Genomic DNA, 24,649 nt, shown 5'->3' on the forward strand with positions numbered 1-24,649 from the left:
CCAAAAGAGGGGCCCGGCAGCCTCCGAAGGGAGGTTGCCGGGCCCCTCGTGAGGAGCGGGCCGACTACTGGTTCTGGTTCTCACCGCGGTAGTACTCGAACACCCAGCCCCAGACGCCGATCAGGATCAGCGGCAGGGAGAAGAAGAGCAGCCACCAGCCGAGCGCCACGCCCAGGAAGGCGAACGCTCCACCGATGCCCAGTGCCAGCGGCTGCCAGCTGTGCGGGGAGAAGAAGCCCAGCTCACCGGCTTCGTCCGCGACATCGGCCTCCTTGTCGTCCTGCGCCATGGCGTCGACCCGCCGGGCCGTGAAGGCCAGGTAGTAGCCGACCATGATCGCCAGACCGAAGGCCATGAACAGCGCCGTCGTGCCGACCGGCTCCTTCGACCACAGGCCGTACACGATGGCCATGGCCAGGATGAAGAAGCTCAGCCAGATGAACAACTTGCCCTGGATCTTCACTTGCCGGCCTCCTTGCCACCGACGAGGGCGGTTTCCTTCTGCCCGTGGCTCTCGAGCTGGTCGAGGGCGGCGATCTCAGGGTGATGCAGGTCGAACGCCGGCGATTCGCTGCGGATGCGCGGCAGCGTGAGGAAGTTGTGCCGCGGCGGCGGGCAGGACGTCGCCCACTCGAGCGAACGGCCGTACCCCCACGGGTCGTCGACCTCGATCTTCTGGCCGTACTTGGCCGTCTTCCAGATGTTGTAGAAGAACGGCAGGATCGACAGGCCCAGCAGGAACGAGCTGATCGTGGAGATCGTGTTCAGCAGGGTGAAGCCGTCGGCCGCGAGGTAGTCCGCGTACCGGCGCGGCATGCCCTCGGCACCCAGCCAGTGCTGGACGAGGAACGTGCCGTGGAAGCCGATGAACAGCGTCCAGAAGGTGATCTTGCCGAGGCGCTCGTCCAGCATCTTGCCGGTGAACTTCGGCCACCAGAAGTGGAAGCCGGCGAACATCGCGAACACCACGGTGCCGAAGACGACGTAGTGGAAGTGCGCGACGACGAAGTACGAGTCGGAGACGTGGAAGTCCATCGGCGGCGACGCCAGGATCACACCGGTCAGACCACCGAAGGTGAAGGTGACCAGGAAGCCGATCGTCCAGAGCATCGGCGTCTCGAAGGACAGCGAGCCCTTCCACATGGTGCCGATCCAGTTGAAGAACTTCACACCGGTCGGTACCGCGATCAGGAAGGTCATGAAGGAGAAGAACGGCAGCAGCACACCACCGGTGACGTACATGTGGTGCGCCCACACCGTCACCGACAGGCCCGCGATCGCGATCGTCGCGGCGATCAGGCCGATGTAGCCGAACATCGGCTTGCGGCTGAAGACCGGGATGATCTCGGAGACGATGCCGAAGAACGGCAGGGCGATGATGTACACCTCTGGGTGGCCGAAGAACCAGAAGAGGTGCTGCCACAGCAGCGCGCCGCCGTTGGCCGGGTCGAAGACGTGCGCACCGAACTTGCGGTCCGCCTCCAGCGCGAAGAGCGCCGCCGCCAGCACCGGGAAGGCGAGCAGGACCAGCACACCGGTCAGCAGCACGTTCCAGGTGAAGATCGGCATCCGGAACATCGTCATGCCGGGAGCGCGCATGCAGATGATCGTGGTGATGAAGTTGACCGAGCCGAGGATGGTGCCGAAGCCGGAGAAGGCCAGACCCATGATCCACATGTCGGCGCCGACGCCCGGCGACCGGACCGCGTCCGACAGCGGCGTGTAGGCGAACCAGCCGAAGTCGGCCGCACCCTGCGGGGTGAGGAAGCCCGCCACCGCGATGAGGGAGCCGAAGAGGTACAGCCAGTACGCGAACATGTTCAGCCGCGGGAACGCCACGTCGGGCGCGCCGATCTGCAGCGGCATGATCCAGTTCGCGAAACCGGCGAACAGCGGCGTCGCGAACATCAGCAGCATGATCGTGCCGTGCATCGTGAACGCCTGGTTGAACTGCTCGTTCGACATGATCTGCGTACCCGGCCGGGCCAGCTCGGCGCGCATGAAGAGCGCCATCAGGCCACCGACGCAGAAGAAGAAGAACGACGTGACCAGGTAAAGCGTGCCGATCGTCTTGTGGTCGGTGGTGGTCAGCCACTTCACGACGACATTGCCGGGCTGCTTGCGCCGGACCGGCAGCTCGTTCTCGTACGGCTCCTTCGAGCCGTCGGCTGCCTCGGCGGCACCCTGAGGTTCGTTGAGGATGCTCACAGTTGGTTCGTCTCCGAGTTCCTGGCCGGGTCCGTCTGCTCGATGCCCGACGGGATGAAGCCGGTCTTCCCCTGCTCGGCGAGCTCCTTCAGGTGCTGCTGGTAGCGCTCCGGGGAGACCACCTTGACGTTGAAGAGCATCCGGGAGTGGTCGACGCCGCAGAGCTCGGCGCACTTGCCACGGAAGGTGCCCTCCTCGGTCGCGGTCACCTCGAAGACGTTGGTGTGACCGGGGATGACGTCCTGCTTGAACAGGAAGGGAAGCACCCAGAAGGAGTGGATGACGTCACGAGAGGTCAGGATGAACCGGACCTTCTCTCCCTTCGGCAGCCACAGGGTCGGGCCCGGGTTGCCGTTCTGCGGGTTCCGCGTTCCGGGGATGCCGGCGTCGTAGACGCCCTCGGCACCCGCCGGGAACTCCTTCTGGAACCTGTCCGGGATCGCGCCGAGCTCCTTGGGAGCCTCGGCACCGCCCGTGGCGGCGTCGCCGTCCACGTTCTCGATGTAGTTGAAGCCCCAGCTCCACTGGTAGCCGACCACGTTGATGGTGTGGGCCGGCTTCTCGGAGAGGGCCAGAAGCTTGGACTCGTCACGCGCGGTGAAGTAGAAGAGCACCGAGACGATGATGAGCGGGGTCACCGTGTACAGCGCCTCGATGGGCATGTTGTACCGGGTCTGCGGAGGAACCTCGACCTTGGTGCGGCTACGCCGGTGGAAGAAAACGCTCCACAGGATCAGGCCCCAGACCAGCACGCCCGTGGCGAGCGCTGCCGCCCACGAGCCCTGCCAGAGGGAGAGGATCCGCGGGGCCTCTTCGGTCACCGGGGTGGGCATACCGAGGCGGGGGAAGTCCTCCCAGTTGTACGAGCAACCGGAGGCGGTAGCCAGGATCAGGCCCGCAGTCAGCACCTGCGGCAGCTTCCGCCGCATCGGGCGCCGCGACGAGCGGTCGGAGCCGTTGGGACTCACGTAGCGCCTTCCCGAGAGTCTCGCCCGCGGGGTCGGCTGCGGCCGTCTCGCTGGTCGGTCGCCGCCCTGACGCGGGCAGGGGTTTGGATGTTTATGCGGACCAAACCCTACTGGACGCTATTTGGGGTCGCGCGGGGAGGGTGCCCAACGCGCCGCCATCCACCCCGAAGGGGTGGATGGGCGTGCCCGGGAACCCCGTGCGCGGGGTGCGCCGACACGCCGGAGACCGCCGCCGGCGGCACGGCGGCGGCGCGAAACGCCCCCCGCCCTCGCCCGTCCGACGCGTCGCCGTACGGCGCGAGTTAGCGTGGCGGCGTGGCCTACTTCGACTCCGCTTCCTCCGCTCCGCTCCACCCCGTCGCCCGGCAGGCCCTGCTGGCGTCGCTCGACGAGGGGTGGTCCGATCCGGCGCGGCTGTACCGCGAGGGGCGGCGCGCCCGCATGCTCCTGGACGCCGCCCGGGAGGCCGCGGCGGAGGCGGTGGGGTGCCGCCCCGACGAGTTGACGTTCACTCCATCGGGGACCGCCGCCATCCATACGGGTATCTCCGGGGCGCTCGCGGGGCGTCGGCGTGCCGGGCGGCATCTGGTCGTATCGGAGGTGGAGCACTCGTCGGTGCTGCACGCGGCGGCGGTCCACGAGTCGGCCGGCGGGACGGTGACCGAGGTGCCGGTGGACCGGGCGGGGCGGGTCGGCCCCGGCGCGTACGCGGCGGCGCTGCGCGACGACACGGCACTGGCGTGTCTGCAGTCCGCCAACCACGAGGTGGGCACGGAGCAGCCGGTGGCCGAGGCCGCCGAGGCGTGCCGCGCCGCCGGGGTGCCGCTGCTCGTGGACGCGGCGCAGTCGCTGGCCTGGGGTCCGGTGACGGGTGACTGGTCGCTGCTCGCGGCAAGTGCCCACAAATGGGGCGGTCCTGCGGGGGTCGGGCTGCTGGCGGTGCGCAAGGGAGTGCGGTTCGCCGTCCAGGGGCCCGCCGACGAACGGGAGTCGGGGCGGTCGGCCGGGTTCGAGAACATCCCGGCGATCGTGGCGGCGGCCGCCTCGCTGCGTGCCGTACGGGCGGAGGCGGCGGACGAGGGGGCGCGGCTGCGGGGTCTGGTCGAGCGGATCCGGGCGCGGGTGCCGGAGCTGGTGCCGGACGTGGAGGTGGTGGGCGATCCGGTGCGGCGGCTTCCGCACCTCGTCACCTTCTCCTGCCTCTATGTCGACGGAGAGACCCTGCTGCACGAACTGGACCGGGAGGGGTTCTCCGTCTCGTCCGGTTCGTCGTGCACGAGTTCGACGCTGACGCCGAGCCATGTGCTGCGCGCCATGGGGGTGCTGTCGGAGGGCAACGTCCGGGTGTCGCTGCCGCCCGGCACGCCGGACGGGGACGTGGACCGGTTCCTGGAGGTGCTGCCCGGTGTGGTGGCGCGGGTGCGGGAGCGGCTGGGCGCTCCGGCCCCGGCTCCGGTCGCCGCCGCTCCGGGCGGGGAGGCGGTCGTGGTGGACGCGGTGGGCCGGCGGTGCCCGGTACCGGTGATCGAACTGGCGAAGGTCATCGGCGGCGTCCCGGTCGGCGGGACGGTCCGGGTGCTCGCGGACGACGCGGCGGCCCGCCTGGACATCCCGGCCTGGTGCGAGATGCGGGGCCAGGAGTACGTGGGCGAGGAGCCGGCGGACCGGGGCTCGGCCTATGTGGTCCGCCGGCTGTCGTAGCGCCTTCGCGCTGCCCGCGCGGGCGGTGCGGGCAGCGCGAGGGGCCCGTTGAGCGCCCGCGACGGGCCTGTGGAGCGCCTGCGGCGGGCCCGTGGAGCGCCTGCGGCGGGCCCGCGATGGGGCCCGCGATCAGCCCGAGCGGCCGTGCGGCGATTCTGTGGAGCGCTGGGGAGGAGCGCTCAGGAGAGGTGCGCCTGGACCTCGGCGGCGGCCTCGTCGCCGTACGTCTTGGTGAAGCGCTCCATGAAGTGGGCGCGGCGCAGGGTGTACTCCTGGGTGCCGAGGGTCTCGATCACCAGGGTCGCGAGCATGCAGCCGACCTGTGCGGCGCGCTCCAGGCCGACGCCCCAGGACAGGCCGGAGAGGAAGCCCGCGCGGAACGCGTCGCCGACACCGGTCGGGTCGACCTTGGCCTCCTCGTCCGGGCAGCCGACCTCGATGACCGGCTCGCCGACCCGCTCGATGCGCACGCCGCGCGAGCCGAGCGTGGTGACGCGGTGGCCGACCCGGGAGAGGATCTCCTCGTCGGTCCAGCCGGTCTTCGTCTCGATGAGGCCCTTCTCGTACTCGTTGGAGAAGAGGTAGGTGGCGCCTTCGAGGAGGGTGCGGATCTCCTCGCCGTTCATCCGGGCGATCTGCTGGGAGAAGTCGGCGGCGAACGGGATGCCCCGGGTCTTGCACTCCTCGGTGTGGCGGAGCATCGCCTCGGGGTCGTCGGCGCCGATGAGGACGAGGTCGAGGCCGCCGACCCGGTCGGCGACGGACTTGAGCTCGATGAGGCGGGCCTCGCTCATGGCGCCGGTGTAGAAGGAGCCGATCTGGTTGTGATCGGCGTCGGTGGTGCAGACGAACCGGGCGGTGTGCAGGACCTCGGAGATCCGTACGGACCCGGTGTCGACGCCGTGCCGGTCGAGCCACGCGCGGTACTCGTCGAAGTCGGACCCGGCGGCACCGACCAGGACCGGGCGGGCGCCGAGCTGGCCCATGCCGAAGCAGATGTTCGCGCCGACGCCGCCCCTGCGTACGTCGAGGTTGTCGACCAGGAAGGAGAGGGAGACCGTGTGCAGCTGATCGGCGACGAGCTGGTCGGCGAATCGGCCGGGGAAGGTCATGAGGTGGTCGGTGGCGATGGAGCCGGTGACTGCGATACGCACGGCTGGGAGCTCCTGAGGGAGGTCGGAGGCTGACCCTTCACGCTACCGGCTCCGGGAGCGGTCACGAACAGCGGAAACTACCCGATAGTAGGTCTTTCTCGGTGCGGTGCCGCGTGCGTACGGTGCCGATATGCCGAACAACACCGCGTCGCGTGAGCGGCAGGAGACCGAGATCACCCTCGCCGAGCTGTGCGGGGACAGCGTGCGGATGGCGCCGCACTGGGCGGTCGAGGCGGTCGGCACGCCCGCTCCGGTGCCGCCGTCCCTGATCCGGGGGGTGCGCGTACCGGCGTCGGCGGCCCGGCTGATCGCCGGCACCGCCGAGTACGGGGGCTGACCCCCGCCGGGTAAGGCCCGTCGCACGCGTTCGGGAACCGCGCGCTCGTCCGCTCCGTCCCATCGGTGTCTCCCGTCAAGGGAACGCAACGGACGAAGGAGCGATGCGGTGAGCAGCACGGAGCCCACAGACGACACTCCCCGCAGGCGGCGCCCGAGGCTGGCCGTCGCCGCGATGGCGGCCGCGGTGCTGCTCGCCGGCGGCGGCGGTACGTATCTGGCCCTGGCCGCCGCGGAAGGCGACGGGAGCGGCGGCGAACGCGATGCCGCCTCGGCGTCCCGGGGCGCGCCGCCGCCGCTGGCGCTGGACGGGCACACCGGCGGCCCGGGTGACGACGGTACGGGCCCGGGCCCCGGGATCGCGCCGGGCGAGCCGGACCCGGGCGGTGCCGTGTACCGGGCCGAGGGCGACCTGCCGGACGGGCCCGACGCCGCGCCGGTGTACCGGCCCGCCGGGCACGTCGGGTCGGTCGAGGTGAGCCGGCTGGCGAAGGCGCTGGGCGTGACGGGCTCCCCGCGCCTCGAGCGGGGGACGTGGAGGATCGGACCGGACAAGGACGGCTCCGGCGGCCTGGTGTTCCACGTGGAGCGCCAGGCGCCGGGCATGTGGACGTTCGGCCTGCGGTCGGGGACGGGCGACAACTGTGTGAAGGGCAAGGCCGAGTGCCCGTCCTCCACCGGGACCGCGGGCTCACCCGTCAGCGATGACGTCGCCGAGAAGGCCGCCGCGCCGGTGCTGAAGGCGCTCGGCCAGGAGACCGCGAAGCTGGACACGACGCAGGTGACGGGCGCCGTCCGGGTGGTGAACGCCGACCCCGTGATCGGCGGGCTGCCGACGCACGGCTGGTCGACCGGCATCCAGGTGGGTCCCGACGGCGAGATCGTCGGGGGCAGCGGCCGGCTGAAGGCCCCGGTGCGGGGCGCCGACTACCCGGTGGTCGGCGCGGACGAGGCGCTGAAGCTGCTGAACGACTCCGTGGGGCACACCCGGCCCTCGATCGGCGGCTGCGCCACCCCGGCCCCGGTGGACGGCGCCGCCAGGCAGGACGGGGACGGGGCGACGGCGAGCGAGGGGACGGACCCGAACGCGCCCTGTGACCCGGTGACCGGCCCCGCGTCGCCCGAGAAGCAGGTGGTGACCATCCGCAAGGCGGTGTTCGGCCTGGCGGCGCAGCTGGAGAAGGGCGCCCCCGCGCTCGTACCCTCCTGGCTGTTCGAGGCGGTGCCGCAGGGCGGCGCCCCGTACACCTTCAGCTACCCGGCGGTCGCGCCGGAGCACCTGGCACCCGAGCCGAAGCGGCCGAGCGAGGGCACGGCCATGACCGTCGAGCAGTACGAGGCGGACGGCAGGCAGCTCAAGGTGTGGTTCACCGGCGGCGTCTGCAGCCGCTATCTCGTACGGGCCGAGGAGAACGCCCGTGAGGTGAGGGTCACGGTGTACGAGACGCTCATCGACAGCGACCGGGTCTGCGCCGCGGTCGCCGTGTCGCTGAACGACACGGTGACGCTGGACGCCCCGCTCGGCGACCGGAAGGTCGTGGACGCCCAGAGCGGCGGACAGGTCCCGGCGAAGCGGTAGCGCCGGGGCGGCGGCCGACGGCCGGGCGGCGGGCGCGTGCCTCTGGCTGTTCGGTGCGTCAGGCGGGCGCGTGCTGCGGAAGGTCTGGCGTGTCGGGCGGGCGCGTGCTGCGGAAGGCCTGGTGCGTCAGGCGGGCGCGTGCGTCAACCGGGCGGTTGCGTCGGGCGGGCGGCTGCCTCGGGCGGGCCCGGTGCGCCCGGCGGGCCGCCGACGACAGGCGGGTACGCCGAAGGCGGCGGCCCCGGGTGCTTCCGGGGCTGCCGCCTTCGTCACATCCGCGCGCCGTCGACTCAGCTGAAGGAGTCGCCGCAGGCGCAGGAACCGGTGGCGTTCGGGTTGTCGATCGTGAAGCCCTGCTTCTCGATCGTGTCGACGAAGTCGATCGAGGCGCCGCCCAGGTACGGGGCGCTCATACGGTCGGTCACGACCTTGACGCCGCCGAAGTCCTTGACGACATCGCCGTCGAGGGAACGCTCGTCGAAGAACAGCTGGTAACGCAGGCCGGAGCAGCCACCGGGCTGAACGGCGACGCGCAGCGCCAGGTCGTCGCGGCCTTCCTGGTCGAGCAGGGCCTTGACCTTGGCCGCGGCGGCGTCCGACAGGAGAATGCCGTCGCTGACAGTGGTCTTCTCGTCCGATACGGACATCTGCTTCTCTCCCGGTTTGTACGGAGACTGCTTGCCGACGGTTGCAACCCGCGGGACGCCGGATTCATTCCGGGCCCCGGGGAATGCGTCCCCGCGCGCTGGTCTTTCCCTTTCATGCTCGCACACCCGGCTCCGGGCAAGCACCGGCCTGTGGAGAGGGGATGTGTCACATCGACACTATGGACATCGTCAAAGTGACGTGAAGCGGTTATGATAGATAGCGTCAATTAGACGAAAAGGCTCAGTAGAAAGGGTGCGTGACGTGACCACCGCCCAGCCCCTGGATGTCCAGCCGACGCCGCTCGCCCTGCTGCTGCTCGGTCGCGAGGCCGACCCGAAGAGCGAGCGGGGCGTCGAGTGCCCCGGCGACCTGCCCTCGCCGTCCGACCCGGACCTGGTGGAGCGCGCCCGCGCGGCCAAGGAGAAGCTCGGTGACAAGGTCTTCGTCCTCGGTCACCACTACCAGCGCGACGAGGTCATCCAGTTCGCGGACGTCACCGGCGACTCGTTCAAGCTCGCCCGGGACGCGGCGGCCCGGCCGGAGGCCGAGTACATCGTCTTCTGCGGTGTGCACTTCATGGCCGAGTCGGCCGACATCCTGACCGGCGACGGCCAGAAGGTCGTCCTGCCGGACCTCGCGGCGGGCTGCTCGATGGCCGACATGGCCACCGCCGAGCAGGTCGCGGAGTGCTGGGACGTCCTGACGGAGGCGGGCATCGCGGACGTGACCGTCCCGGTCTCGTACATGAACTCCTCCGCCGACATCAAGGCGTTCACCGGTAAGCACGGCGGCACGATCTGCACCTCGTCCAACGCCAAGCGCGCCCTGGACTGGGCCTTCGAGCAGGGCGAGAAGGTCCTGTTCCTGCCGGACCAGCACCTGGGCCGCAACACCGCCGTCCGGGACATGGGCATGTCCCTGGACGACTGCGTCCTCTACAACCCGCACAAGCCGAACGGCGGGCTCACGGCCGAGCAGCTGCGCGACGCGAAGATGATCCTGTGGCGCGGGCACTGCTCGGTGCACGGCCGCTTCTCGCTGGACTCGGTCAACGACGTCCGTGAGCGGGTCCCCGGCGTGAACGTGCTGGTCCACCCCGAGTGCAAGCACGAGGTCGTGGCCGCCGCGGACTACGTCGGCTCGACGGAGTACATCATCAAGACCCTGGAGGCGGCCCCGGCCGGCTCGAAGTGGGCGATCGGCACCGAGCTGAACCTCGTCCGCCGCCTGGCGAACCGTTTCGCCAGCGAGGGCAAGGAGATCGTCTTCCTGGACAAGACGGTCTGCTTCTGCTCCACCATGAACCGCATCGACCTGCCGCACCTGGTGTGGGCGCTGGAGTCGCTCGCCGAGGGCAACCTCGTCAACCGGATCGAGGTCGACCGCGAGACCGAGAGCTTCGCGAAGCTCGCGCTGGAGCGCATGCTCGCGCTGCCGTAACGGTTCCGCGCCGCCCGACGGTTCGTCACGTGAGAAGGGGCGCCCCCGGCCGGGGGCGCCCCTTCGGCGTGCGCGGCCGTGTCCGGTCAGGCCCTCGCCGCCTCCGGCTGCGGCTCGGGCGCGCCGGCCGCCGCCTCCGGGGCCCCGCCCCGCCCGGCCGCGCGCTTCGCGGCCCGATGCGCACGGCGGCGGTCCTTGCGGAGCTCGACCATCGCGTACAGCGTCGGCACCAGCAGCAGCGTCAGCAGCGTCGAACTGATCAGACCGCCGATCACCACCACCGCGAGCGGCTGGGCGATGAAGCCGCCCTCGCCGGTGATGCCGAGCGCCATCGGCACCAGGGCGAAGATCGTCGCCAGCGCGGTCATCAGGATCGGGCGGAGCCGATGGCGGCCGCCCTCGATCACCGCCTCGATCACGCCGAGACCCTGCGCCCGGTACTGGTTGATCAGGTCGATCAGCACGATCGCGTTGGTGACGACGATGCCGATCAGCATCAGCATGCCGATCATCGCCGGGACGCCCATCGCGGTGCCCGTCGCGACCAGCAGACCGATCGCGCCGGTCGCCGCGAACGGAATCGACACCAGCAGGATCAGCGGCTGGACCAGGCTCCGGAAGGTGGCCACCAGCAGCATGAACACGATCGCGATCGCGGCCAGCATCGCGAGACCCAGGTTGCCGAACGCCTCCCGCTGGTCCTGCGAGACACCGCCGATCGACGCGGTCGCGCCGTCCGGCAGGTCCAGGGCGGCGATCTTCGACTGGAGCTCGGCGCTGACGGCGCCCGTGTTGTCACCGACCGGCTTCGCGGTGACCGTCGCCGCCCGGGAGCCGTCGATACGGGTCATCGACACCGGCCCGGGGACCAGCTTCACCTCGGCGACGTCACCGAGCCTCACAGGACCCAGCGGCAACTGCCGGAGCTCCGCCATCGTCCTGGCCGGGGCGGCCGAGGTGATCACCACGTCCCGCTCGGCGTCGTCCAGGACCGCCCGGCCCGCCGGGGTGCCCCGGACCGCCTGGGCGACGGCCATGCCGAGCGAGGCGTCGGTGAACCCGGCGTCCGCCGCCTTCGCGGTCGCCTTCACCGAGATACGGGGCACGGACTGCGCCAGGTCGCTCTGGACGTCGGTCACGTCGTCCAGAGCGGCGACCTCCGCCCGTACCGCCTCGGACGCCTTCTTCAGCGTGTCCGCGTCGGCCGCCTTGACCACGACGCTCAGGTCCTGGTTGGCGAAGCCGTCACCCGCGGCGATGCTCGTCTCGCCGATGCCGTCGAGCTTGCCGAACTCCTCCTGAAGGTGCTCCCGGACCTGCTCGTACGACGCCGACTCCGCCAGCTTCACCTGGTACGACGCCTGGTTGGCGCCCGTGCCGCCGCCGAAGGCCGCCAGGAAGCCGGACGAGCCGACGGTGACCTGGTAGTCCTCGACGCCGTCGGCCGAAGCGAGCACCTTCTCGACCTTCTTCGCGGCGGCGTCGGCCGCCTCCAGGCTGGTGCCCGCCACCAGCTTCTGCTTGATCGACAGGATCTCCTGCTCGCCCTGGTCGAAGAAGTTCGTCTTCAGCAGCGGCATCATGCCGAACGTGCCGAGCAGCACGACGACGGCCAGGGCCACGCTGGTGAGCCGGCGCCGGGTGGCGAACCGCAGCACCGGCACGTACGCCCGCTGCAGGACGCTGCGGGCCTCCTTCTCCTCCGCCGCGCGGCGGGCCTCCTCCGGATCGGCGGACGTGCCCCTGGGCGCTCGCAGGAACCAGTACGAAAGGACCGGGACGACCGTCAGCGAGACCAGCAGCGACGCCAGCAGCGCGGCCGTGACCGTGAGCGAGAACGAGCCGAACAGCTCGCCCACGATGCCGCCCACCAGGCCGATCGGCAGGAACACGGCCACGGTGGTGAGCGTCGAGGACGTGACGGCGCCCGCCACCTCGCGCACCGCCGTCAGGATCGCCGCCCTGCGCTCCTCTCCGTAGCCCAGGTGCCGCTTGATGTTCTCCAGGACGACGATCGAGTCGTCCACGACCCGGCCGATCGCGATGGTCAGCGCCCCGAGGGTGAGCATGTTCAGCGACAGGTCACGCGTCCAGAGCACGATCAGCGTCAGCACCACCGACAGCGGGATGGACACCGCCGTGACCAGCGTGGAGCGCAGCGACGCCAGGAACACCAGGATGACGAGGACCGCGAAGACCAGGCCGAGCGCGCCCTCCGTGGTCAGGCCGGAGATCGACTTGGAGACGGCGGGACCCTGGTCGGAGACCACCGTCAGCTCCGCGCCGGACCCGAGGTCCTCGCGGAGCTCCGGCAGCTTCTCCCGGACCGCGTCGGAGATGGCGACCGCGCTGCCGTCCTTGTCCATCGTCGCCAGCACGGCGAGACTCGGCCTGCCGTTGGTCCGGGTCAGCGAGACCCGGGCGGCCTCCTCCTGCTTCACCTCGGCGATGTCACCGAGACGGACCGCCTTGCGGGGGGCGGGGGCGGAGCCTGGTGCTTCGGCGGAGCCGGGGCCTGTCGCGGGGGCGGAGACGGGGGCGATCCGGAGGTTCTCGATCTGTTCGAGCGACGTGAACCCGCCACCGACCTGGACCGTGCGGCTCTTGCCCGCCTCGGAGAACGCGCCTGCGGGGACGGTGGCACCGCCCGCCTTCAACGCCTCGGCCAACGCCATGGCGTGCAGACCGGCCGCGGCCATCTTCCGGTCGTCGGGCGTGACCGAGACCTGGAGGTCCTGCACGCCGTCGACCGAGACCCGGCCGACACCCTCGATGTCCTCCAGCGCCGGAACCACCGTCCGGTCCAGCTGCTCGGCCAGGGCCTGCTGGTCCTTCCCGGACGTGACGGCGAGGACGACGGTCGGCATGTCGTCCGTCGAACCGGCCACGACCTGCGGGTCGACACCGGCCGGAAGCTGGGCACGGGCCCGGTTCACGGCCTGCTGGACATCGGCGACGAGCTGCTTGCTGGACGCGTCCCCGTAGTCGAACGTCGCCATGATGAGGGCGTTGCCCTCACTCGCCGTGGAGGTCACGCCCTCGATGCCGTCGACCGCCTCAAGGGCGTTCTCCAGGGGTTCGACGACCTGCTTCTCGACCACGTCGGGCGAAGCGCCCTGGTACGGCGCCAGCACCGACACCATGGGCAGTTCGATGGAGGGCAGCAGCTGCTGCTTCAGTTGCGGGATCGCGATCGCCCCGAAGACGATCGCGATGATCGACATCAGGCCTATCAGGGCCCTTTGTGCGAGGCTGAACCGGGACAGCCAGGACATGGGTCTGGGTCTCTTCTCTCTGGCGTGATCTGCTCGGTACGGACCGAGCCGTACTGACACGATCAGCCATGGAAGCGGGCGTTCCGTCGGTCGCAGGTGCCGTTCCCCACCGGGCCCGTACCGCGCCTGGAGTACGCGGCCGCCCCGCGTCACTCCACCCTTGGACGTACCAGACCGGACTCGTAGGCCACGACGACGAGTTGCGCTCGGTCGCGGGCGCCGAGCTTCGCCATGGCCCGGTTCACATGCGTCTTGACCGTCAGCGGGCTGACCTCCAGACGCTCCGCGATCTCGTCGTTGGACAACCCGCCCGCGACCAGCCCCAGAACCTCCCGTTCCCGTACGGTCAGCGCGGCGAGCCGCTCCGTGTGCGCGCCCGCCGGGGCGCCGGCCCCCGGACCGCCGTTCTGCGCGACCGCGCCCGTCTGCTTCAGGAACGTGGCGATGAGCCCCTTCGTCGCCGCCGGCGACAGCAGCGCCTCCCCCGCCGCGGCGATCCTGATCGCGTTCAGCAGCTCCTCCGGCTCCGCGCCCTTCCCCAGGAACCCGGAGGCACCGGCGCGCAACGACTGCACGACGTACTCGTCCACCTCGAACGTTGTCAGCATGACGATCCGCACCCCGTCCAGCTCCGGATCGGCACTGATCATGCGGGTCGCGGCGAGACCGTCCGTTCCGGGCATGCGGATGTCCATGAGCACCACGTCCGCCTTGGCGCTGCGGGCCAGCGCCACCGCCTCGGCGCCGTCCGCCGCCTCCCCGACGACCTCCATGTCCGGCTCGGAGTCGACCAGCACCTTGAACGCGCTGCGCAGCAGCGCCTGGTCGTCGGCGAGCAGCACCCTGATGGTCATGTGGCCCCGGCCTCCCCTGCGCGTACGGTCAGCGGCAGTATCGCCTGCACCCGGAAGCCGCCGCCGTAGCGGGGGCCCGTCGTCAGCGCGCCGCCCAGGGCGGTGACGCGTTCCCTCATGCCGAGGAGGCCGTGGCCACCGCCCTCGTTGGGGGTGGTGGGGGTCGTGGGTGGGGTGGTGGTGGGTGCTGTGGGTGCTGTGGGTGCTGTGGGTTGGGTGGGTGCTGGGGAGGTTGCGGTGGGTGGGGAAGAGGTGGGGGTGGGGGTGGGTGCGGTGGGGGTGGGGGTGAGTGCGGTGGGGGTGGGGGCTTGCGCCGCGCCGTCGTCGAGGATCGTGACCTCGATGGTCCTGCCCACCCGTACCACGCTCACCTCGGCCCTCGCGGCCGGGCCCGCGTGCTTGCGGACGTTGGTGAGCGCCTCCTGGATGATGCGGTACGCGGCCAGGTCCACGGCCGCCGGGAGGTGCGTGTCCTGGTCGGTACGGGCCAGCTCCACGGGCAGGCCCGCGTTGCGGAACGTGTCCAGCAGGTCGTCCAGGACGGCCAGGCCGGGCGCCGGTTCCGTCGGGGCCTCCGGGTCGCCGGACTGGCGGAGCAGCCCGACCGTCGCCCGCAGCTCGTCCAGGGCGGAACGGCTGGCGTCGCGGACGTGCGCCAGAGCCTCCTTGGCCTGGTCCGGGCGCTTGTCCATGACATGCGCGGCGACCCCGGCCTGCACGTTGACCAGCGCGATGTGGTGCGCGACCACGTCGTGCAGGTCGCGCGCGATACGGAGGCGCTCCTCCGCGACCCGGCGGCGGGCCTCCTCCTCGCGGGTCCGCTCGGCACGCTCGGCGCGCTCCCGGATGGCGTCCACGAAGGCGCGGCGGCTGCGGACCGCGTCGCCCGCGGCGGCCGCCATGCCGGTCCAGGCGAAGATGCCGACGTTCTGCTGCGTGTACCAGGGGGTGTCGCCGAAGAACATCGCGGTCGCGGTGAGGACCGTCATCGTCAGCAGACCGACGCGCCAGGTGGTGGGGCGGTCGGTGCGCGAGGCCACCGTGTACAGCGCGATCACGGCGCTCATCGCGACCGGTGCCGGCGGATCGCCGAGCAGCAGTTCCGCGACCGTGACCGCGCTGGTGAAGCCGAGCACGGGCAGGGGCAGGCGGCGCCGCAGGATGAGCGCGGCCGCGCCCAGTGCCATGAGCAGCACGCTGCCGGGGCCCGGGGTGCGGGCGCCGAAGGTGGGGCCGTTGGGGCTGCCGTGCGGGTCGGCGAACGACCCGACGACCATGCAGACGAGTACGGCGAGCGCGACGCCGCCGTCGAGCGCGAGCGGATGCTCGCGCAGCCATCCGCGCCCGCGCGCCAGCCCGTTTCCCAGTCCCGTCACGAAGCGAGCGTAAGCCAGGGCCCGTGTCACCGGTCCCGGAACGTTCACCGCGGGGGGCGGGTGGAGTGGAGGGCGGTGCGTGGGTGGAGGGCGGTGCGTGGGTGGAGGGCGGTGCGTGGGTCGGTGCCGCTCCGGGCTCACCTCCTCGGGTCGGCCGGGCTCGGGTCCCGGTTCAGGGAGCCGTGCCGTTCCGGCCGACCCTGCGGGGGCGACCCTGCGCGTCCCCTCCCGCCGTACGGCGACTGCCCGCCGGTGGTGTTACGGCGGAGGGATCAGGCCGGTGTCGGAGAGCATGTCGCGGACCTCTTCCAGCGTCGCGTCGGGCGCCGGAAGGATCAGTTCGGACGGTTCCAGAGAGTCGTCCGGGAGCGGTGTGCCCAGTTCCCGGACCTTCTCCAGCAGCGCGTGGAGGGTGTGGCGGAAGCCTTCGCCGTCACCCGTCTCCATCTCGGCGAGCAGTTCGTCGTCGAGCTTGTTCAGTTCGGCGAAGTGGCTGTCGGCCAGCTTCACCTGGCCCTCCCCCATGATCCGTACGATCATGACGTCCTCAACTCTTGTCGAACCGGGTCCGGGGCTGCTGCTGCGCCTGGTCCTGCGGCGTGCCGCCCTCGATGGCCTGCTGCGGGGTGGTGCCGCCGGCCAGCTCGGCCTTCATCCGCTGGAGCTCCAGCTCGACGTCCGTGCCGCCCGAGAGACGGTCGAGCTCGGCCTGGATGTCGTCCTTGGCCAGGCCGGACTGGTCGTCGAGCGCGCCGGAGGCGAGCAGTTCGTCGATCGCGCCGGCCCGCGCCTGGAGCTGGGCGGTCTTGTCCTCGGCGCGCTGGATGGCGACGCCGACGTCGCTCATCTCCTCCGAGATGCCGGAGAAGGACTCGGCGATCCGGGTCTGGGCCTGGGCGGCGGTGTACGTGGCCTTGATGGTCTCCTTCTTCGTACGGAAGGCGTCGACCTTGGCCTGGAGTCGCTGCGCGGCCAGCGTCAGCTTCTCCTCCTCGCCCTGGAGGGTCTGGTGCTGCGTCTCAAGGTCCGTGACCTGCTGCTGGAGCGCGGCACGGCGGGACAGCGCCTCGCGCGCCAGGTCCTCGCGGCCCAGCGCCAGCGCCTTGCGGCCCTGGTCCTCCAGCTTGGAGGACTGGCCCTGCAGCTGGTTCAGCTGAAGCTCCAGGCGCTTGCGCGAGGTCGCCACGTCGGCGACGCCACGGCGGACCTTCTGCAACAGCTCCAGCTGCTTCTGGTAGGAGTAATCGAGGGTCTCGCGCGGATCCTCGGCCCGGTCAAGGGCCTTGTTTGCCTTCGCGCGGAAGATCATCCCCATACGCTTCATCACACCGCTCATGGGCTTCGCGCGCCCCCTTCTGACGGACTCGGCTCCAGCACTCCAACAGAACCCACAGTACGGGCCCTGTCTCCATTACCGCACTGTTCGGGCCCCGATGCGCTCCTCCCCAAGAACGACTGCGCCCGGCCGTGATCCCGCGCAAGGAGTAGGTGGCGGGCCGGGAAGTGTGCATCCGGTGTCATGACGGACGCAGGCCGTTGCCGGATCGTTCCCCACCGGGGTGGGGTCCCCGCGACCGACCCCGTACCCTTGGGCTTTGTGTTCCGTAGCCGTTCGAAGGATGAGAAGGCCCCCACCGAGAAGGTGACGGCGGACCTCTCCAAGCAGCCCCGCGACCCCGAGGCCCCCAAGGGCCGCCCGACCCCGAAGCGGAGTGAGGCCCAGTCACAGCGCCGACGTGCGTCCAGCGCGCCGCTCGACCGCAAGGAGGCCATGCGCCGGCAGCGTGAGGCCCGCCGTGCGGATCTCGCCCGGCAGCGTGAGGCGCTCGCCAGCGGTGACGAGCGCTATCTGCCCGTCCGTGACAAGGGGCCCGTCCGCCGGTTCGTGCGCGACTTCGTGGACTCCCGGTTCTTCGTCGCGGAGCTGTTCCTCCCGCTCGCCGTGATCATCCTGGTGCTGTCGATGATCAAGGTGGGGCAGCTGCAGAACATCTCGCTGCTGCTGTGGCTCGGTGTGATCGTGATGATCGTGATCGACTCGATCGGTCTGGTCATCCGGCTGAAGAAGCAGCTGCGGGAGCGCTTCCCGAACGAGTCGAAGCGCGGCGCCGTCGCGTACGGCCTGATGCGTACGCTGCAAATGCGCCGACTGCGGCTGCCGAAGCCGCAGGTCAAACGGGGAGAGCGGCCCTGAGTACGGAAGTCTCCGGCTTCGGAGGCGCATCGGCCGACTGGCTGGACGGACTGGGTGGGCTGCGCAACACGGTCCGTCAGGAGCTCGTCGCACGCCAGCTCGACGAGCAGATAGCCGCCCGCTACCCGGTGGGACAGCGGCTGCGCATACTCGACGTGGGCATGGGCCAGGGCACTCAGGCGCTGCGCCTGGCCCGGGCCGGCCACACGATCACCGGTCTCGAAGCCGACCCGGAGATGCTGAAGGCCGCGCGGGAGGCGCTCGCCTCGGAGCCCGCCGGAATCCGTGAGCGGGTCAGGCTGGTCGAGGGCGACGGCCGGGACACCGGAGTGCACTTCCTGCCCGGCAGCTTCGACGTGGTCCTCTGCCACGGTGTGCTCATGTACGTGGCGGAGCCGGACGCCATGCTCGCCGGGCTCGCCCGCATGCTGGCACCCGGCGGTCTGATCTCCCTGGTCGTCCGGAACGCGGACGCGCTGGCCATGCGGCCCGGCCTCGCCGGGGACTGGTCGGGCGCCCTGGCCGCGTTCGAGTCCGACACCTATGTCAGCCGGCTGGGGACGACCGTACGCGCCGACCGGCTGGAGGCGCTGACGGCGACGCTCGCCGGGATCGCGGCGCCGCTCCAGGCCTGGTACGGGGTGCGGGTCTTCACCGACAACGTCCCCCTGGAGGAGGGCCTGCCGGCCGCGGAGGAGCTGGAACGGCTGCTCGCCGCCGAGGACCGGGCGGGGCGCACCGAGCCGTACCGCAGGGTCGCCGCCCTGCTCCATCTGTGCGGTGTGCGGGGCTGACGTGACGGGCCCCGGCGGCCGGTAGGGCGCGGTGGCCGCCGACAGGCAGGTGGGACGGGGGTTTTCGCGTCCCACCTGACGTGAGCATCACGGAAAACGCCACTGACAAGCTGTCCGCCCGCGATACCTGGCGGGCGCTCTACCGGCACGTCCGCCCGCACCGTGTGGTCGTCGGGCTCGGCACGCTTCTCGCACTCGTCGGCACCGTGGCGGGGCTGGCGCAGCCGCTCGCCGCGAAGGTGCTGGTCGAGCGGCTCGGCCGGGACGAGTCCATCACCGGGATCCTGCTGGCGCTCACCGCGCTGGTGGTCGTCGGCACCGCGATCCAGGCGGTCGGCTCGTACGTCCTGGAACGCACCGCCGAGTCGGTGGTGCTGGCCGCCCGCCGGTCGCTGATCGGCCGGCTGCTGCGGCTGCGGCTGCCGGAGGTGGAGCGCACCCAGCCGGGCGACCTGATGTCCCGGATCACCTCCGACACGACGCTGCTGCGGGCCGTCACCACGCGGTCGGTCGTCTCCGCGGTGACCGGCGGCCTCGGTTTCCTCGCCACGCTCGTGATGATGTCGCTGATGGACGCCGTGCTGCTCGGCGTCACACTGGGCGTGATCGTGCTCGTCGGCGGCGCGTTCGCGCTGGCCATGCCGAAGATCGCGGAGGCCACGCGGCGGGCCCAGGCGGCGGTCGGCGAGATATCCAGCCGTCTGGAGCGGGCCTTCGGGGCGTTCCGTACCGTCAAGGCGTCGGGTGCGGAGGCGCGGGAGACGGCGGTCGTGGACGCCGCCGCCCTGGACGCCTGGCGGCACGGTGTGAAGGCCGCCAAGTGGCAGGCGCTGGCGGGGTCTTCGGTGGGGCTCGCGATCCAGGTGTCGTTCCTGGCGGTGCTCGGCATCGGCGGGGCGCGGGTCGCGTCGGGTGCGATCTCCATCGCGGAGCTGATCGCCTTCCTGCTGTACCTGTTCTATCTGATCGAGCCGGTGTCGGAGCTGGTCGAGGCGGTGACGCAGTATCAGGTCGGTTCGGCGGCGATCGCCCGGATCGAGGAGGCGGAGCGGCTGGAGACCGAGGACCCGGGCGGGTCCGGCTCCCGGCCGGTGGGCGCGGGCGCCGCGTCCGTCGTGTTCGATGACGTGAGGTTCCGGTACCGCGACGACCTGCCGTACGTCCACCACGGGGTGTCGTTCGAGGTTCCGGGCGCGGGCATGACCGCGTTCGTCGGGCCGTCGGGCGCGGGCAAGACGACGGTGTTCGGGCTGATCGAGCGGTTCTACGAGGCGACCGGCGGGCGGATCCTGGTGGACGGCCGGGACGTACGGGACTGGCCGGTCGGTGAACTGCGGGGCGCCATCGGGTACGTGGAGCAGGACGCCCCCGTGCTGGCGGGGACGCTCCGCGAGAACCTCGTGTTCGCGGCGCCGGACGCGACGGACGAGGAGATCCGTTCGGTGCTGGTGCGGGCGCGGCTCGACGCGCTCGTGGAGCGGCTGCCCGACGGCTTGGACACGGTGGTCGGACACCGGGGCTCGAAGCTGTCGGGCGGTGAGCGGCAGCGGGTGGCGATCGCGCGGGCGCTGCTGCGCGGGCCCCGGCTGCTGCTGCTCGACGAGGCGACCTCCCAGCTGGACGCCGTGAACGAACTTGCCCTGCGGGACGTGGTCACCGAGGTCGCGCGGGACGTGACGGTGCTGGTGGTGGCGCACCGGCTGTCGACGGTGACGCTGGCGGACCGGATCGTCGTCATGGACGCGGGCCGGGTGCGGGCGGTGGGGACGCACACGGAGCTGGTGGCGCGGGACCCCCTGTACGGTGAGCTGGCCGCGACCCAGTTCCTGGCGGCGACCCCCTGATCGGATGCGCTGCGGAAGCCACACCAGGGGGGCGAAAGGGATACTCCGGACATGGATTCCCTTGCCTCGCGTGCGCGTGCCCTGCTGCTGCCCGTGACCGCCGGAGTCTGCGCGTCCGCGCTGGTCGGCGGCTGCTCGGTCCTGCCGCCGGGGACATCGGCGGCCCGTCCGCGCGCGGCCGCCCCCGCGGAGGCGACACCGCGGGCGGCCGCGCCCCGGCAGGCGGACGACCTCCAGGCCGACTACATGACCGTGATCGGGAACGTGCTGCCGTCGGTGGTGCAGATCGAGGCCGGGGAGAGTCTGGGCTCGGGGGTCGTCTACGACACCCAGGGCCATATCGTCACCAACGCGCACGTCATCGGTGACGGGAAGCGGTTCGCCGTGACGGTGGCGACCGGCGGGCAGGCGGTGCGGGCCAGGCTCGTGTCCAGCTACCCGGAGCAGGACCTGGCCGTCATCAAGCTGGAGGGCGCCCCGCCCAAGGGCATGAAACCGGCCACCTTCGGTGACACGTCGAAGGTCGAGGTCGGGCAGATCGTCCTGGCGATGGGCTCGCCGCTCGGGCTGTCCGGCAGCGTGACGCAGGGCATCGTCTCGGCGACCGGCCGCACCGTCAGCGAGAACGGCCCGGGCACCGGCGGCACGGGCGCGACGATCGGCAACATGATCCAGACGTCCGCGGCGATCAACCCGGGCAACAGCGGCGGCGCGCTGGTCGATCTGGACAGCCAGGTCATCGGCATCCCGACGCTCGCGGCGGCGGACCCTCAGCTGGGCGGCGGCACGGCACCGGGTATCGGTTTCGCGATCCCGGCGTCGATGGTGAAGACGATCGCCGACCAGATCGTGAAGTACGGCAAGGTGCGGGACTCCGGGCGCGCGGCGCTCGGGATCGTCGGCCGTACCGTCCTGGACAACGAGTACCGGCCGAACGGTGTCGCCGTGGAGAAGACCGCGCCGAACGGGGCGGCCGCCGACGCCGGCATCCGGGTCGGCGACGTCATCACCCGGCTCGGCGACGAGGAGATCACCACGATCACGTCCCTGCTGGAGGCGCTGGCTTCGAGGAAGCCCGGGGACGAGGTGACGGTGACGTTCGTCCGGGGCGGCAGGGCGACGAAGGTGACGGTGACGCTGGGCGAGATGTGAGCCGGAACCGGCGGTGTGACGGTCGGGATCGGTGATGCGGTGGTCGGGGCCGGTGGTGTGATGGTCGGGGCCGGTGGTGCGGTGGTTGGGGCCGGGTGCCGGAGGCCGGCAGTGTGACGGTCGGGTTGGCGGTGTGACGGTCGGGGCCGGGTGCCGGAGGCCGGCGGTGTGGTCGGTGACGGCGGGGCCGGTGGTGCGATGGTCGGGGCCGGGAGCCAGAGGCCGGCGGTGTGACGGTGGGGGCGGGGAGCCGGAGGCCGGCGCGTTGTGGTCGGGGCCGGGAGCCGGGGCGCCGCCGCGCGGAGCACCGGTCCCGGCCCCGTACCGGAGGACGAGCGTCCGCCGGGCGGCGTTACTCGCCTTCGGCGCTCAGGCTCATCGGGCCGTAGATCTTCGTCTCGTCCTCGAACAGCGTCACCTGGTCGGCGCCGCCCTCCTTGAGGTCCTTCCAGATCTCACCGATCCACGACTCGGCATCCCCCTGGGTCGTGAACTCCTCCGGCTGGACCGCCGGCTGGACCTCCGTACCGTCGGACTTCTCGAACCGCCACGTCCATGCCATGTGCGCCTCCCGCGTCCCACCAGCTGTGCTGTTTCCTGCCCGCAGCGTAGCCGGGCGCGCACCCCGCGCGGGGACGCGGGAGGATCGTTCACGTGGAACTGACTCTGCTCGGCACCGGCGCCCCCGGTGGTCTCCCCCGTCCCGACTGCCCCTGCGCCGCGTGCGCCGGCGCCCGGGGCCCGGACGTGCGCGCCGCCACCGCGCTGCTGGTGGACGGCGCGCTGCTGCTGGACCTCACCCCGGGGGCAGCGCTGGCCGCCGCCCGTGCGGGGCGCTCGCTCACCGGCGTACGGCAGGTGCTGCTGACGCATCCGCACGACGGGCCGGCCGTGGAGCTGCCCGCCGGGCTGCCGGCGGCGGGGCGGGTGCCGGACGGACGGGAGCTCACCCTGATCAGCGGGCACCGTGTCCGGGCGGTGCCGATGGACTCGCCCGGCACCGGCTACGAGGTGACCGCGCTCGAAGGCCCCCGGCTGCTGTACCTGCCGCGCGGTGCCGCGCCCGCCGGGGTCCCCGACGTGGTCCGCCCCTACGACACGGTCGTCGCCGATGTCGTAGGGCGCCCGGACGCGCTGGCCCGGCTCCGGGCCGCCGGCGGTGTCGGGCCCGACACCGAGGTGATCGCCGTCCACCTCGACCATGACGTGCCGCCGGGGCGGGAGCTGGAACGGCGGCTCGCCGCGGCCGGGGCGCGGGCGGTACCGGACGGCACGACCCTGACCGTGGGCGGCTACCGGGAGGTACCGGTGGTGCCGCGGCGCACCCTGGTGACGGGCGGCGCCCGGTCCGGCAAGTCCCTGGAGGCGGAGCGGCGCCTGGAGTCCTTCCCGGAGGTGGTGTACGTCGCGACGAGCGGCACCCGCGACGGCGACACCGAGTGGGCGGCGCGGGTGGGCGCGCACCGGGAGCGGCGGCCCGGCTCGTGGCGGACGGAGGAGACGTGCGAACTGGCGCCGCTGCTGGGCCGGGACGGCCCGCCGCTGCTGATCGACTGCCTGTCGCTGTGGTTGACCGACGCGATGGACCGGGTCGGCGCCTGGGACGACGACACCTGGGCGCACACCGGCGAGAAGGCGCTCCGGGACCGGGTCGCCGAGCTGGTCGCGGCGGTACGGACCACGCCCCGTACGGTCGTCGCGGTCACCAACGAGGTCGGCTCCGGGGTCGTGCCCGCCACGGCGGCGGGCCGCAGGTTCCGGGACGAACTCGGCCGCCTCAACGCCGCGTTCGCGGACGAGTGCGAACATGTGCTGCTGGTCGTGGCGGGGCAGACGCTGGTGCTGCGCGGCTGACACCGGGCTTCGGGGCCGGCGGTCTCGGGCCCGGCGATCGAGGGCCGTCGCGGAGCCGCCGGACCCTGCGGGGGCGACCCTCCGCCGTCCCCTTGCCGTGCCGGTACTGTTCGGCGAATGAGCAGGCTGAATCTCGATGACTTCTCCGATCTGATCGAGCGCCCGGACAGCGGCACGCGGCGCGATGCCGAGGAACGCCGGGAGCGGCTGGCCGTGCCGCCGGGGGCGCTGGGGCGTCTGGACGAGCTGGGCGAGTGGCTGTCCGCCGCCCAGGGCGCCGTTCCGGTGAGGCCGATCGACCGGCCGCGGGTGGTGCTGTTCGCCGGTGACCACGGGGTGGCGTCACTGGGGGTGTCGGGGCGGCCCGCGGGCGGGGCGCACACCCTGGTGCGTGCCGTTCTCGACGGGGCGAGCCCGGTGGCGGTGCTGGCCCGCCGGACGGGCGTGCCGGTGCGGGTGGTGGACGCGGGCCTCGACTGCGATCCGGCGCTGCTGCCCGATGACGTCGTACGGCACCGGGTGCGGCGCGGGAGCGGCCGTATCGACATCGAGGACGCCCTGACCGCCGAGGAGGCCGAGCGGGCCGTGCGGCTGGGCATGGCCGTCGCCGACGAGGAGGCCGACTCGGGCACCGACCTGGTCGTGCTGGGCGATCTGAGTGTCGGGGGCACCACCCCCGCTTCGGCGCTGATCGCCGCGCTGTGCGGTACGGACGCCTCGGTGGTGACCGGCCGGGGCGGTGCCGGTATCGACGACCTGGCGTGGATGCGCAAGTGCGCGGCGATCCGGGACACGCTGCGCCGCGCCCGGCCGGTCCTTGGCGATCAGCTGGAGCTGCTGGCCACGGTGGGCGGCGCGGATCTGGCGGCGATGACCGGGTTCCTGCTGCAGAGCGCGGTGCGGCGGATGCCGGTGATCCTGGACGGTGTGGTGTCGGCGGCGTGCGCGCTGGTCGGGCAGCGGGCCGCGTTCCGGGCGCCGGACTGGTGGCTGGCGGGCCAGGTGAGCGGCGAGCCGGCGCAGGCGAAGGCGTTCGACCGGATGGCGCTCAACCCGTTGCTCGATCAGGGCGTCACTGTGGGAGAAGGAACCGGGGCATTGCTCGCTCTCCCCCTCGTCCAGGCCGCCGCGGCTCTCGCAGCCGAGCTGCCGGAGGTGCCGGAGGTGCCGAAGGCGGCGGAGGAGAGCGACGCGGACTGAGGCGTACCGGTGTGGCCGCGACTGACCGGGCGGCCCCACCGATCCGCCCTCCATGGCATGCGATGCCCCTTA

The 24,649-nt window shown here is 71.9% G+C and carries 21 protein-coding genes; 10 read left to right on the plus strand and 11 right to left on the minus strand.

The genetic code is table 11. The features are described 5' to 3' along the window. Positions 1-64 precede the first annotated feature (64 nt). From ACGF5U_RS01850 to coxB, 3 genes are read right to left on the minus strand one after another with little or no spacing between them, the layout of a single operon-like run. On the minus strand, positions 65-463 hold the full coding sequence (locus ACGF5U_RS01850; protein ID WP_392713830.1) for a cytochrome c oxidase subunit 4: 399 nt from the start codon (positions 461-463) through the stop codon (positions 65-67). Continuing rightward, positions 460-2,208, minus strand: coding sequence for a cytochrome c oxidase subunit I (ctaD, locus tag ACGF5U_RS01855; RefSeq protein WP_392713829.1), 1,749 nt, complete (start codon positions 2,206-2,208; stop codon positions 460-462). The genes ACGF5U_RS01850 and ctaD overlap by 4 nt, the downstream gene beginning before the upstream one ends. Then, positions 2,205-3,176, minus strand: a complete 972-nt coding sequence (coxB, locus tag ACGF5U_RS01860) for a cytochrome c oxidase subunit II (RefSeq protein WP_392713827.1) — start codon at positions 3,174-3,176, stop codon at positions 2,205-2,207. Before coxB ends, ctaD begins: the two co-directional genes overlap by 4 nt. A 315-nt stretch (positions 3,177-3,491) precedes the next feature. On the opposite strand from coxB, the gene ACGF5U_RS01865 reads away from it, so the two are divergent. Beyond that, positions 3,492-4,877, plus strand: a complete 1,386-nt coding sequence (locus ACGF5U_RS01865) for a cysteine desulfurase/sulfurtransferase TusA family protein (RefSeq protein WP_392713825.1) — start codon at positions 3,492-3,494, stop codon at positions 4,875-4,877. Positions 4,878-5,056: 179 nt separating this feature from the next. Here the strand turns inward: ACGF5U_RS01865 and ACGF5U_RS01870 are convergent, their stop codons facing one another. Then, entirely contained in the window at positions 5,057-6,031 is a 975-nt protein-coding gene (locus ACGF5U_RS01870; protein WP_392713824.1) for a carbohydrate kinase family protein, read from the minus strand. A gap of 130 nt (positions 6,032-6,161) precedes the next feature. On the opposite strand from ACGF5U_RS01870, the gene ACGF5U_RS01875 reads away from it, so the two are divergent. Both ACGF5U_RS01875 and ACGF5U_RS01880 read left to right on the plus strand, forming a co-directional pair. Continuing rightward, a complete protein-coding gene (locus tag ACGF5U_RS01875; protein WP_392713823.1) occupies positions 6,162-6,368 on the plus strand; it encodes a hypothetical protein in 207 nt (68 codons plus the stop codon). A gap of 108 nt (positions 6,369-6,476) precedes the next feature. After that, positions 6,477-7,946 (plus strand): hypothetical protein, encoded by a 1,470-nt coding sequence (locus ACGF5U_RS01880; RefSeq protein WP_392713822.1) that lies wholly within the window; start codon positions 6,477-6,479, stop codon positions 7,944-7,946. A gap of 290 nt (positions 7,947-8,236) precedes the next feature. Here ACGF5U_RS01880 and ACGF5U_RS01885 read toward each other — a convergent pair whose 3' ends face one another. Further along, positions 8,237-8,593 (minus strand): iron-sulfur cluster assembly accessory protein, encoded by a 357-nt coding sequence (locus tag ACGF5U_RS01885; protein ID WP_019885637.1) that lies wholly within the window; start codon positions 8,591-8,593, stop codon positions 8,237-8,239. Between the two features lie 253 nt (positions 8,594-8,846). On the opposite strand from ACGF5U_RS01885, the gene nadA reads away from it, so the two are divergent. Continuing rightward, entirely contained in the window at positions 8,847-10,034 is a 1,188-nt protein-coding gene (gene nadA / locus ACGF5U_RS01890; RefSeq protein WP_392713821.1) for a quinolinate synthase NadA, read from the plus strand. 86 nt (positions 10,035-10,120) lie between these two features. Here nadA and ACGF5U_RS01895 read toward each other — a convergent pair whose 3' ends face one another. The 5 genes from ACGF5U_RS01895 to ACGF5U_RS01915 all read right to left on the minus strand — a co-directional run bounded on the left by ACGF5U_RS01895 (position 10,121) and on the right by ACGF5U_RS01915 (position 16,875). Next, positions 10,121-13,309, minus strand: a complete 3,189-nt coding sequence (locus ACGF5U_RS01895) for an efflux RND transporter permease subunit (protein WP_392713820.1) — start codon at positions 13,307-13,309, stop codon at positions 10,121-10,123. Between the two features lie 149 nt (positions 13,310-13,458). After that, positions 13,459-14,163 (minus strand): response regulator, encoded by a 705-nt coding sequence (locus ACGF5U_RS01900; protein WP_392713818.1) that lies wholly within the window; start codon positions 14,161-14,163, stop codon positions 13,459-13,461. Next, positions 14,160-15,539: a sensor histidine kinase gene (locus ACGF5U_RS01905; RefSeq protein ID WP_392713816.1), complete on the minus strand. Its 1,380-nt coding sequence runs from the start codon at positions 15,537-15,539 to the stop codon at positions 14,160-14,162. Before ACGF5U_RS01905 ends, ACGF5U_RS01900 begins: the two co-directional genes overlap by 4 nt. Positions 15,540-15,797: 258 nt before the next feature. Continuing rightward, entirely contained in the window at positions 15,798-16,079 is a 282-nt protein-coding gene (locus tag ACGF5U_RS01910; RefSeq protein WP_392713814.1) for a hypothetical protein, read from the minus strand. Between the two features lie 7 nt (positions 16,080-16,086). Continuing rightward, positions 16,087-16,875 (minus strand): PspA/IM30 family protein, encoded by a 789-nt coding sequence (locus ACGF5U_RS01915; protein WP_392713813.1) that lies wholly within the window; start codon positions 16,873-16,875, stop codon positions 16,087-16,089. A gap of 261 nt (positions 16,876-17,136) precedes the next feature. On the opposite strand from ACGF5U_RS01915, the gene ACGF5U_RS01920 reads away from it, so the two are divergent. The 4 genes from ACGF5U_RS01920 to ACGF5U_RS01935 all read left to right on the plus strand — a co-directional run bounded on the left by ACGF5U_RS01920 (position 17,137) and on the right by ACGF5U_RS01935 (position 21,523). After that, complete coding sequence (locus ACGF5U_RS01920) at positions 17,137-17,733, plus strand: DUF3043 domain-containing protein (RefSeq protein ID WP_392713811.1); 597 nt, start codon at positions 17,137-17,139, stop codon at positions 17,731-17,733. Positions 17,734-17,783: 50 nt separating this feature from the next. After that, the gene (locus ACGF5U_RS01925) at positions 17,784-18,527 is read left to right on the plus strand and encodes a class I SAM-dependent methyltransferase (RefSeq protein ID WP_392714390.1); all 744 of its coding nucleotides are present in this window, start codon (positions 17,784-17,786) and stop codon (positions 18,525-18,527) included. 80 nt (positions 18,528-18,607) lie between these two features. Then, positions 18,608-20,371, plus strand: a complete 1,764-nt coding sequence (locus tag ACGF5U_RS01930) for an ABC transporter ATP-binding protein (protein ID WP_392713810.1) — start codon at positions 18,608-18,610, stop codon at positions 20,369-20,371. Between the two features lie 51 nt (positions 20,372-20,422). Further along, on the plus strand, positions 20,423-21,523 hold the full coding sequence (locus tag ACGF5U_RS01935) for a S1C family serine protease (protein ID WP_392713808.1): 1,101 nt from the start codon (positions 20,423-20,425) through the stop codon (positions 21,521-21,523). A gap of 352 nt (positions 21,524-21,875) precedes the next feature. On the opposite strand, the gene ACGF5U_RS01940 is transcribed toward ACGF5U_RS01935, so the two are convergent. Next, entirely contained in the window at positions 21,876-22,085 is a 210-nt protein-coding gene (locus ACGF5U_RS01940; RefSeq protein ID WP_392713807.1) for a hypothetical protein, read from the minus strand. Between the two features lie 92 nt (positions 22,086-22,177). On the opposite strand from ACGF5U_RS01940, the gene ACGF5U_RS01945 reads away from it, so the two are divergent. Further along, positions 22,178-23,377 carry a bifunctional adenosylcobinamide kinase/adenosylcobinamide-phosphate guanylyltransferase gene (locus ACGF5U_RS01945; protein ID WP_392713806.1) on the plus strand — a complete coding sequence of 400 codons (1,200 nt, stop codon included), beginning with the start codon at positions 22,178-22,180 and terminating at the stop codon, positions 23,375-23,377. A 117-nt stretch (positions 23,378-23,494) separates the two neighbouring features. Beyond that, positions 23,495-24,577 carry a nicotinate-nucleotide--dimethylbenzimidazole phosphoribosyltransferase gene (gene cobT, locus ACGF5U_RS01950; RefSeq protein WP_392713805.1) on the plus strand — a complete coding sequence of 361 codons (1,083 nt, stop codon included), beginning with the start codon at positions 23,495-23,497 and terminating at the stop codon, positions 24,575-24,577. Positions 24,578-24,649: the final 72 nt, after the last annotated feature.

Origin of the sequence: Streptomyces sp. NPDC047886 (assembly GCF_043204435.1) — a bacterium.
Taxonomy (GTDB): domain Bacteria; phylum Actinomycetota; class Actinomycetes; order Streptomycetales; family Streptomycetaceae; genus Streptomyces.

Excerpts from the sequence above, each read along its gene's own strand:
- ACGF5U_RS01875 (WP_392713823.1), top strand. The coding sequence starts at position 6,162 with ATGCCGAACAACACCGCGTCGCGTGAGCGGCAGGAGACCGAGATCACC.
- ACGF5U_RS01885 (WP_019885637.1), bottom strand. The coding sequence starts at position 8,593 with ATGTCCGTATCGGACGAGAAGACCACTGTCAGCGACGGCATTCTCCTG.
- ACGF5U_RS01895 (WP_392713820.1), bottom strand. The coding sequence starts at position 13,309 with ATGTCCTGGCTGTCCCGGTTCAGCCTCGCACAAAGGGCCCTGATAGGC.
- ACGF5U_RS01900 (WP_392713818.1), bottom strand. The coding sequence starts at position 14,163 with ATGACCATCAGGGTGCTGCTCGCCGACGACCAGGCGCTGCTGCGCAGC.
- ACGF5U_RS01910 (WP_392713814.1), bottom strand. The coding sequence starts at position 16,079 with ATGATCGTACGGATCATGGGGGAGGGCCAGGTGAAGCTGGCCGACAGC.
- ACGF5U_RS01915 (WP_392713813.1), bottom strand. The coding sequence starts at position 16,875 with ATGAGCGGTGTGATGAAGCGTATGGGGATGATCTTCCGCGCGAAGGCA.
- ACGF5U_RS01935 (WP_392713808.1), top strand. The coding sequence starts at position 20,423 with ATGGATTCCCTTGCCTCGCGTGCGCGTGCCCTGCTGCTGCCCGTGACC.
- ACGF5U_RS01940 (WP_392713807.1), bottom strand. The coding sequence starts at position 22,085 with ATGGCATGGACGTGGCGGTTCGAGAAGTCCGACGGTACGGAGGTCCAG.
- cobT (WP_392713805.1), top strand. The coding sequence starts at position 23,495 with ATGAGCAGGCTGAATCTCGATGACTTCTCCGATCTGATCGAGCGCCCG.